Genomic DNA, 9,417 nt, shown 5'->3' with positions numbered 1-9,417 from the left:
GGTCGGGGTCGGCCAGGACGTCGTAGGCGATCCGGACCTGGGCGAAGGCCGCGGGCTGGCCGCCGGCATCGGGATGGGTGCGGCGTGCCGCGGCACGGTAGGCATGACGGATCTGCTCGGCGCTGGCACTGGGTGCGACCCCCAGTACCTCGTAGAGTGACGGTTGCGCGGCCATGCGGCGCCTCCCTGGCCGTCCGCCGGTCGAGCCCCGCGGATCTCACGCGGTGTGGCTGCGCGGACGCGACCCACCTCCACAGTATGAGCGGACGGTCGAAGCTGGGTCGACCCGGCGAACGGGTCGATGCACTCCGAGCGGTCAGGCACGGCGATCCGCGGCTTCGGCGCTTAAGGTGATGCCCCGCGCACTTTGCGGTATGACGTACCGCGCGGCGCGAGGGCGGCTGCGTCGGCGGGAGACCGTCCGACGGCAATCATGGGATGGGGACGATGGGGCGGGCCACGGAGATCGTCGATCGGGTGGGGTCGCTGGTAGGGGAGGACGTCACTGACCGGCTGACGGTGACCGGGCCGGCGGACGTGCTCCCGAGCGTGTACGAGGTGACGACGTTCGCGGCCACGACGGTGGCGGCGGCGGTCGGCGCCGGGCGGCTGCTGTCGGCCCGCACCGGCGAGGGACCTCCGCCGGTCGTGGTCGACACCCGGCATGCCGCGGCGGCGTTCGGCAGCGAGCGGCATCTGCGGTTGGACGGACGGCCCGCGGCGTCGGTGTGGGAGCCGATCTCCGGATACTACCAGACCAGCGATGACCGGTGGATTCAGCTGCACTGCAATTTCTCGCATCATCGCGACGGTGTGCTGGACCTGCTCGGTGTCCCGAACGAGCGGGACGCGGTCGCCCGGGTGATCCGTCGGATCGACGCCGCCTCGCTCGAGACGGAACTACAGGCCATGGGCCTGTGCGCGACGATGGCCCGGACGGAGGCCGAATGGTCGTGCCATCCGCAGGCCAAGGCGACCGCGACCCAGCCGGTGCTGGCGGTCGAACGCCTCGACGACAGCGCGCCGCAGCCGCTGGCCCCGACCGAGACGCCGGCGGCCGGGGTGCGGGTGCTTGACCTCACCCGGGTCATCGCCGGGCCGGTCACGGGGCGCACGCTCGCCGCCTATGGCGCGGATGTGCTGCGTGTCGGCGCCGCGCACCTGCCGGAGGTGCAGACGCTGCTGGTCGACACCGGGTTCGGCAAGCGCAACACCTTCCTCAACCTCCGGGTGGCCGCGGACGCCCGACGGCTGCGGGAACTGATCGCCTCGGCGGACGTGCTGATCCAGGCCTACCGGCCGCGGGCGCTGGACCGGCTCGGTTTCGGCCCGGCCGCCGTCGCGCGGCTGCGTCCCGGCATCGTGTACGCGACGATCAGCGCCTACGGGCACACGGGTCCGTGGAGTGGGCTGCGGGGCTTCGACAGTCTGGTGCAGACCGCGTCCGGGATGGTGCTGGCCGGCGCGGCCGGGCGGGACGAGCCGGACCCGGTGCCGCTGCCCGTGCAGGCACTTGATCACGGGACGGGCTATCTCACGGCGTACGGCATCCTCGACGCGCTCGCCCGCCGGGCCCGCGAGGGCGGCAGCTGGCATGTGCGGGTGTCGCTGGCCCGCACCGGACGGATGCTGACCGACCTCGGCCACCATGACACGCGGGCGGTGCCACCCCTGGCCGCGGCCGACCTCGAGCCGTACCAGGACACCTACATGAGCGAGTTCGGCGAGCTGACCTACATCCGTCCGCCGGGCACGGTCGCCGGGGTCGCGCCGCGCTGGACCCGTCCACCCGCCCGGCTCGGCACCAGCGCTCCGACCTGGTCCCTGCGCCCCTGAGTCGCCGCCGCGGTCCGAATCGGTGCTGGATGCGGCTGGGTCGAGGTTTTGGCGCCGTCCAGACGCGTGCGCCGGGATAATTTCATCGTATTGATTCGCAGGAATCATCGAGTTGTGAAATAGCTCGCAAGATGAACGGCGGCGCGCCTAAGTGGCGCGATTGTGTACTAGGTGTAACAACCTGCTGGACTACTTCCGGGGGATCCACCCGGAGGACTAGGTTGCCGCCATCCCGGGCGGAGCGTTCGCGACGGTCGGTCGACAGGGTTGGGTCGGGCGGTGTTCCCGTGCGATGCGGTGCGGGTGACCGGCGCCGCCGCCGTATGGATAGTGGCGTGTCCCGGTGCCGAGCACCGGTCGCGCCGGGGGTAGCTGGCAGCGTGACGGGGGCGGCAGCGGAGTCGCAACCGGGTTGTACCGGAGGAGGATATGCATGGGTAGGCGCCCGATTCTGGGAGCGATCGCCCTGGCCACAGCGGTGACACTGTCCGCCGCGGCCTGTGGGAGTAGCGGGGACGACACGTCCTCGAGTGGCAAGAAGACGATCACCATCGGCTTCCAGGGCGTGCTTTCGGGTGACAACCAGCAGCTTGGCCTGAACGCGCTGTACGGGGTCAAGACGGCGATCGCGGAGGTCAACGCCGACGCGAGCTACCCGTTCGAGTTGAAGCTGGTCGAGTCCGACGACGCCGGTTCGCCCGACCAGGGCCCGACGGCGGCCCAGAAGCTGATCGACAACAAGAAGGTCGTCGCGGTGGTCGGGCCGATGTTCTCCGGCGCGACCAAGGCCAGCGAACCGGCCTATTCGCAGGCCGGTCTGCTGTCGGTGAGCCCGTCGGCGACGAACCCGGCGCTGACGACGCTCGGTTTCACGTCGTTCTACCGGGTCATCGCACCGGACACGGTGCAGGGCAAGGCCGCCGCGGACTACCTCGCCGATGTGCTGAAGGCCAAGAAAGTCTACTCGCTCGACGACAAGAGCGAGTACGGCACCGGTCTGTCGGGCGCGCTCGAGCCCGAGCTCAAGGCCAAGGGCATCGAGGTCATCCACGACGGCATCAACCCGACCAAGGACTACCAGTCCGAGGCCACCAAGATCATCGCGGCCAAGCCGGACGTCCTGTACTACTCCGGCTACTACGCCGAGCTCGCCCTGCTCACCAAGGCGCTCAAGGACAAGGGCTTCACCGGCAAGATCGCCAGCGGTGACGGTTCGAACGACCCGCAGTACGTCGCGCAGGCCGGCGCCACCGCGGCCGAGGGCGTCTACCTGACCTGCCCCTGTGGCGACGCGAACTCCGACCCGAAGGCGGCGGCGTTCGTCGAGTCCTTCAAGAAGGTCAACAACGGCGCGAAGCCGGGCACCTACTCCGGTGAGGCGTACGACGCGACGAAGGCCCTGGCCACGGTCTTCAAGCAGCTCGGCGACGACGTGAACCGCGAGTCGGTCCTGAAGGCCTTCCCCGGGGTCAACTACGCGGGCATCACCAAGACCGTCTCCTTCGAGTCCAACGGCGAGGTCAAGGGTTCGAACGTGTACGTGTACCAGGTGAAGAACGGCGCGATCACGGTCCTCGGCAACATCGCGGATCTGATCAAGGCCTGATTCGGTTCCGATCCCGACGGTGGCCCGGGCGCCCGCTGGCGTCCCGGGCCACCGTCGGGTTACATGCCCTACCGAGACGTGCCGGATCGAGATGTGCCGGATCGAGACGCGACGAACGAGGCGTAACGCATGGGTTTCTTCGACCAGTTCTGGCAACTGACCATTGACGGTCTGATGGTCGGATCGCTGTACGCGGTCATCGCGCTCGGCTACACGCTGGTGTACGGCGTGCTCCAGCTGATCAACTTCGCCCACAGCGAGGTGTTCATGCTCGGTTCCTTCGGCGGGCTGTTCGCCGCCCGGGCACTGCTGCCCGATGGCGGGGTGCCGGGCGGGTTCCAGTCGGTGTACCTGGTCGCGGTCGGGCTCGCCGTCGGCGCGTTGTGCGGGGCGCTGGCCGCCTTCACTCTCGAACGGGTCGCCTACCGGCCGTTGCGGCGCCGTTCGGCACCCCGGCTCGCCTATCTGATCAGTGCGATCGGCGCGTCCCTGTTCGCGGTGAACCTCGCCGGCAAGGAGTTCGGCCGCCAGAACGTCGACCTGCCCGACCTGTTCCACAACGACACCGTCTTCACGCTCTTCGGCGCCGATGTCTCCACCCAGTCGCTGGTCATCTTCGCGGTCGCCATCGCGATGCTCGTCGGCCTCGACCGACTCGTCGCCGGCACCCGCCTCGGCCAGGGCATCCGGGCCGTCGCCCAGGACGCCGACACCGCCGTGCTGATGGGCGTCAACGTCGAGCGCATCATCATCGTCACCTTCGTCGTCGGCGGACTCCTCGCCGGCGCCGGCGGTTTTCTCTACGCGATGACGTTCAACGCGTCGTACAGCATGGGCTTCGTCCCCGGGGTGAAGGCGTTCACCGCCGCCGTTCTCGGTGGGATCGGCAACGTCCGCGGCGCGATGCTCGGCGGTCTGCTGCTCGGCCTGGTCGAAAGCTACGGTGGTTACCTGTTCCAGGCGTCCTACAAGGACGTCATCGCCTTTCTCGTGCTGGTGGCGATCCTGATGATCCGGCCGTCCGGTCTGCTCGGCGAGCGCCTGGGACGGGCGGCATGACCGGCCCGAACGTGCCCGGCCAGCCAGCGCCGCGCTCGTCCACGTCCACGCGGGAGGGGCGGGAGGGGCCGGGTGGGCCGCGGCGGGTGCGGCCGTCGTGGCATCCGGCGGGGTTGCGTTCGCCGGCACGACTGCGTCAACTCGGCGTTCTGGTACTGCTCGGGCTGCTCGCCGCGGTCGTGACCGGGCCGACCGGCAACTCCGACCATCCGCTGCGGGCCGCCTGGGATTCGATCGCCGACCCGCGGATCGTCCTGTTCCTCGTGATCGCCGTCGTGCTGTGGCTGATCGTGGCGCTTGGCGGGCAGCTGCGGACACTGGCCGTGCGGTGGACGACGCCGGTGCGCGAGCCGGTGGGCGCCGCCTACGGCCGCCGTGGCGGGCCGATCGCGCTGAACCTCGCCCTGCTCGCTGTCGCGATCATCGCCCCGATGCTGTTCTCCACCGCGGCCCAGCAGTGGATGGTCGACGGCGTCGGCATCTACGCGCTGCTCGCGCTCGGCCTGAACGTCGTCGTCGGCTACGCCGGCCTGCTCGACCTCGGCTACATCGCGTTCTTCGCGATCGGCGCGTACACCACGGCCTATTTCACCTCGCAGACCGCGATGCCCTGGCATGCCCCGTTCACGCTCAACCCGTTCTTCGTCTTCCCGATCGCGCTCCTGCTCGCCGCGCTCGCCGGCGTCGTTCTCGGCGCGCCGACACTGCGGCTGCGCGGTGACTATCTCGCGATCGTCACACTCGGTTTCGGTGAGATCATCCATCTGCTCGCGAACAACGCCGATGGCGTCACCAACGGTGCCCGTGGCGCGTTCGGTGTCCCGCACCTGTCGATCCACCTGCTCGGGATCGACTACACCTGGGGTATCGATCCGCTGCCGTACTACTACCTGCTGCTGGCCATCATCGTCATCGTGATGATCGCCTTCGGCCGGTTGGAACGCTCCCGGATCGGCCGATCATGGGCGGCCATCCGCGAGGACGAGATCGCCGCCGAGGCGACCGGTGTGGCGACACTGCGGCTGAAACTGCTCGCCTTCGCCATCGGCGCGTCCGTGTCGGGGTTCGCCGGGGTGCTGTTCGCGTCCAAACAGTTCTTCAATCCGCAGAGCTTCAGCCTGCAGGCCTCCTTCTTCATCGTCGCGGTGGTCATCTTCGGCGGGATGGGTTCACGCCTGGGCGTGGTCGTCGGCGCGGTCGTGCTTCAGGGGCTCACCTTCTACCTGCGGGACCTGGTGGCGCCCGCGGACCGCTACATCTACTTCGGGGCTGTCATCGTGACCATGATGATCTTCCGTCCGCAGGGGTTGGTGCCGTCCCGGCGCCGTCGCCGCGAGATCGAACTGTCCGAGGCCGGGGTCGGCGCCGCCGATGCCCTCGGCGCCGCGCCGACCGGAGCCCGGCCATGAGCCGCGCCGGTTCGCACCGCGCCAGCGCGCGCCGCGGCGGGGCCGCCGCTGTACCCGGGGCGCGGCAGCCGTCCATGATGGAGAACGTGGGTGGCGATCCGGGGGACCTCGTCGTCGAGGCCCGCGACCTGTCGCTGCGCTTCGGCGGCGTGACCAGCCTGGACGGCGTCTCCCTGCGGCAGCGGCGCGGGGAGATCCTCGCCGTCATCGGGCCGAACGGAGCCGGTAAGACCTCCCTGTTCAACTGCCTGACCGGCGCGTACCGGCCGCAGGAGGGCTCGGTGACCTTCTGGCCGCAGCCCGGGCAGAGCACCGAACTCCTCGGCCGTCGCCCGCATGCCATCACCCGGCTCGGGGTCGCCCGCACCTTCCAGAACATCCGCCTGTTTCCCGCGCTGTCCGCGTTGGAGAACGTGCAGATCGGCACCGAGGTGCGCCAGAAGTACGGCCCGTTGTCCGTCGTGCTCGGCCTCCCACACGCCCGGCGAGCCGAACGCGACGGTGTCCGCCGGGCCGCGGACCTGCTCGACCTCGTCGGCCTGGCCCACCGCACCCACGAACAGGCCGCCTCCCTGCCCTACGGCGAGCAGCGCCGCCTCGAGATCGCCCGCGCGCTCGGCACCGACCCGCGCCTGCTCCTGCTGGACGAACCCGCCGCCGGCACCAACCCGGTGGAGAAGCGCGACCTCGCCGCCCTCGTCACCCGCATCGCCGCGACCGGCGTCTCCGTCCTGCTGATCGAACACGACATGGGCCTGGTGATGTCGCTGGCCACCACCGTGGCCGTGCTCAACTTCGGCCGGATGATCGCCTATGGCTCGCCGTCCGAGGTGCAACGCGACCCGGCGGTGATCGAGGCCTATCTCGGCGCCGACTCGGGCACCGGTCCCGGCCCGGGTGCCGGTGGCGCAGGCAATCGCAGGGAGCTGGGCTGATGCTGCTGTCGCTGACCGACGTCGAGGTCGCCTACGGGGCGGTCACCGCCCTGCGCGGCCTGAGCCTCGAGGTGGACGAGGGCGAGATCGTCACCCTGCTGGGCGCGAACGGCGCCGGCAAGACCACCACCCTGCGCACCATCTCCGGTCTGCTGCGTCCCCGCGCCGGCGAGCTCCGCCTGGACGGCCGTCCCCTGTCGACCATCCCCGCGCACGACCTGGTGGCACTCGGCGTCAGCCACGTCCCCGAAGGACGCCGCGTCTTCCCCAGCATGAGCGTGCGGGAGAACCTGCTGATGGGCGCCTACCGCGACCGTCGGCACACCCGCGAGGACCTCGACCGGGTGTTCGCGCTGTTCCCGCGTCTGTCCGAACGCATCGGCCAGGTCAGCGGCACCCTGTCCGGTGGCGAGCAGCAGATGCTCGCGATCGGCCGCGCCCTGATGAGCCGCCCACGTCTGGTCCTGCTCGACGAACCGTCGATGGGCCTCGCCCCCATGGTCGTCCAGACCATCTTCGAGGTCATCGCCGAGATCAACCGCGACGGCGTAGCCGTCCTGCTCGTCGAACAGAACGCCGCCTCGGCCCTGCGTATCGCCGGACGCGGCTACGTCCTGGAAACCGGCGAGGTCGTCCTCTCCGGCACCTCCGCCAGCCTGCTCTCCGACGACCGTGTTCGCCAGGCCTACCTGGGCGAGGACCTCACCCCCACCCCCTGACGCCCCCGCGGCGAAGGTCGGATCGCCCGGATCGGACGGGCGGCCACAGCCGTGGTGCCGGTGCCGGTGGTGGCAGTGGCAGTGGGGGTGGCGGCCGGTGTCCAGTCACGGCCGTCGCGGGAGTCGGTGCCGAAGCGGATCCCGGCGACGGTCAGGGCGGTGAGCAGGGCGAGGATCGCGTAGGTCATGGTCCTGAGGATCAGGATCGGCGGACGTGCAGTCCATCTGTTTTTTGTGGGATAGACCGTTAAGCTGAGCTACATGATCGATGTTCGGCGGCTGCGGCTGCTGCGGGAGCTCGACAACCGGGGGACGATTGTCGCGACCGCGCAGGCGTTGCACCTGACCCCGTCAGCGGTCAGCCAGCAGCTGGCGGCGCTCGCGAAGGAGACGGGGGTGCGGCTGCTCGATCCGGCGGGGCGGCGGGTGCGACTCACACCGGCGGCGCAGGTGCTGCTGGAACATGCCGACATTCTGTTCGCGCAGCTCGAGCGGGCCGAGGCTGATCTCGCGGCGTTCGACGAGGGCCGGGTGGGGTCGGTGGCGATTTCGGCCTTCACGACGGCGATCTCCGGGATCGTCGCGCCGGCGCTGCTCGCGCTGCGGGAAAGCCGGCCGCGGCTGCGACTGTCGGTGACGGATGTGCCCGAGCCGGACTGTTTCGATCAGCTGCTCGGCGGTGAGCTGGATGTGGCCATCGGCATCACTCACGCCGGGGCCCGGTCGCTGGATACACGGTTGTTGCAGATTCCGCTGGTGGACGATCCACTCGAGGTGGCCCTGCCGGTGGGGCATCCGTACGCGTCGGCGCCGGAGGTTCCGCTGGAAGCGCTGCGGGCTGACGAGTTCGTTGTCAGTCGTCCGGGCACCGCCTGCCGGGAGGTGGCGCACGCCGCCTGCGCGGCGGCGGGTTTCGTCCCGCGGGTTCGGCATAATGCGGACGACTTCGTTGCCGTCCTTACCCTGATCGCCGCGGGGTGCGGAATCAGTCTTGTTCCGCGGCTTGCCGGGCTGTCCTCCACCCCGCAGGTGGTGCTGCGTCCCATCGCGGGTACGACGCCGATCAGGCCGATCTTCGCCGCCGTCCGCCGCGGTTCCCAACAGGCCCCGCATCTGTCCGCCGTCCTCGCCGCCCTGGTCGCCGCCGCCCGTTCTCCCGACCCCGATCGGACGCCTGTATAGATCCAGCTCGATGTCGTGGTGGTCTCGACGTCGTGAGTGCGCATGCCGCCGAGCCCGGTAGCTCGGGCGGTAAGGTGGTTCTGCCGTGGTCCGTGGATCGCAGACTGCTGGCGATGGATAGGATGAGCGGGTGCTGACCAGGCTCGAGGTAGACGGGTTCAAGAATCTTCTGGGCCTGACGGTCGATTTTGGGCCGTACACCTGTATCGTTGGCCCGAATGCGGTCGGAAAATCGAACATATTTGATGTCATTGAATTTCTTTCGCTCCTGGCCGATCATCAGTTTCTTGAGGCTGCGCAAAGGCTGCGATCGGTGGGGTCGCACGGCGGTGACCCGAGATCTCTTTTCTGGAATCTTGGAGTCGGCGGATCCGCGTCGATGAAGATTGCCGTGGAGATGATTGTTCCACGGAATGTGGAAGATGACTTCGGTCTGTCCGAATCGCCTACCACGTCTTTTCTTCGATATGAGCTCGAGCTTTCCTATCAGCCGGCGGAAAGCGGTCGAGCAAGCTCAAGCGGAATCTCCCTGGTGCGGGAGGAGCTGCGGCACATCAAGCTCGGTGATGCGGCGCAAAGGTTGCGCTGGCCACACAGCAAGAAGAACTTTCGTAACTGGTCAGGTCTCGTAGATCGTTTGTTTTTTGTTCCTCGGCTGGCTGGGATGCTTT

The 9,417-nt window shown here is 69.1% G+C and carries 10 protein-coding genes; 8 read left to right on the top strand and 2 right to left on the bottom strand.

The annotated features are described in order from the left end of the window. A partial coding sequence (locus G6R24_RS14985) for a DnaJ domain-containing protein (protein ID WP_163549868.1) occupies positions 1 to 175 on the bottom strand: 175 nt, incomplete at its 3' end. A gap of 272 nt (positions 176 to 447) precedes the next feature. Here G6R24_RS14985 and G6R24_RS14980 point away from each other — a divergent pair. The 6 genes from G6R24_RS14980 (at position 448) to G6R24_RS14955 (ending at position 7,564) form a co-directional block, all read left to right on the top strand. After that, positions 448 to 1,836, top strand: coding sequence for a CoA transferase (locus tag G6R24_RS14980; protein ID WP_163549867.1), 1,389 nt, complete (start codon positions 448 to 450; stop codon positions 1,834 to 1,836). Positions 1,837 to 2,269: 433 nt separating this feature from the next. Continuing rightward, a complete protein-coding gene (locus G6R24_RS14975; protein WP_163549866.1) occupies positions 2,270 to 3,442 on the top strand; it encodes a branched-chain amino acid ABC transporter substrate-binding protein in 1,173 nt (390 codons plus the stop codon). 129 nt (positions 3,443 to 3,571) lie between these two features. After that, on the top strand, positions 3,572 to 4,501 hold the full coding sequence (locus tag G6R24_RS14970; protein WP_163549865.1) for a branched-chain amino acid ABC transporter permease: 930 nt from the start codon (positions 3,572 to 3,574) through the stop codon (positions 4,499 to 4,501). After that, positions 4,498 to 5,910 (top strand): branched-chain amino acid ABC transporter permease, encoded by a 1,413-nt coding sequence (locus G6R24_RS14965; protein WP_163549864.1) that lies wholly within the window; start codon positions 4,498 to 4,500, stop codon positions 5,908 to 5,910. The genes G6R24_RS14970 and G6R24_RS14965 overlap by 4 nt, the downstream gene beginning before the upstream one ends. After that, complete coding sequence (locus tag G6R24_RS14960) at positions 5,907 to 6,845, top strand: ABC transporter ATP-binding protein (protein WP_391530787.1); 939 nt, start codon at positions 5,907 to 5,909, stop codon at positions 6,843 to 6,845. The genes G6R24_RS14965 and G6R24_RS14960 overlap by 4 nt, the downstream gene beginning before the upstream one ends. Continuing rightward, the gene (locus G6R24_RS14955; RefSeq protein WP_163549863.1) at positions 6,845 to 7,564 is read left to right on the top strand and encodes an ABC transporter ATP-binding protein; all 720 of its coding nucleotides are present in this window, start codon (positions 6,845 to 6,847) and stop codon (positions 7,562 to 7,564) included. The genes G6R24_RS14960 and G6R24_RS14955 overlap by 1 nt, the downstream gene beginning before the upstream one ends. Here G6R24_RS14955 and G6R24_RS14950 read toward each other — a convergent pair. Continuing rightward, positions 7,531 to 7,752, bottom strand: coding sequence for a hypothetical protein (locus G6R24_RS14950; RefSeq protein WP_163549862.1), 222 nt, complete (start codon positions 7,750 to 7,752; stop codon positions 7,531 to 7,533). The genes G6R24_RS14955 and G6R24_RS14950 overlap by 34 nt on opposite strands. Before the next feature lie 73 nt (positions 7,753 to 7,825). On the opposite strand from G6R24_RS14950, the gene G6R24_RS14945 reads away from it, so the two are divergent. Then, positions 7,826 to 8,746: a LysR family transcriptional regulator gene (locus G6R24_RS14945; RefSeq protein ID WP_163549861.1), complete on the top strand. Its 921-nt coding sequence runs from the start codon at positions 7,826 to 7,828 to the stop codon at positions 8,744 to 8,746. Between the two features lie 130 nt (positions 8,747 to 8,876). Next, on the top strand, positions 8,877 to 9,417 hold a 541-nt coding region (locus tag G6R24_RS14940; protein WP_163549860.1), incomplete at its 3' end, for an AAA family ATPase.

Origin of the sequence: Candidatus Frankia nodulisporulans, from assembly GCF_902806475.1 — a bacterium.
Taxonomy (GTDB): domain Bacteria; phylum Actinomycetota; class Actinomycetes; order Frankiales; family Frankiaceae; genus Frankia; species Frankia umida.
This window is presented reverse-complemented; position numbering and strand designations above follow the sequence as displayed.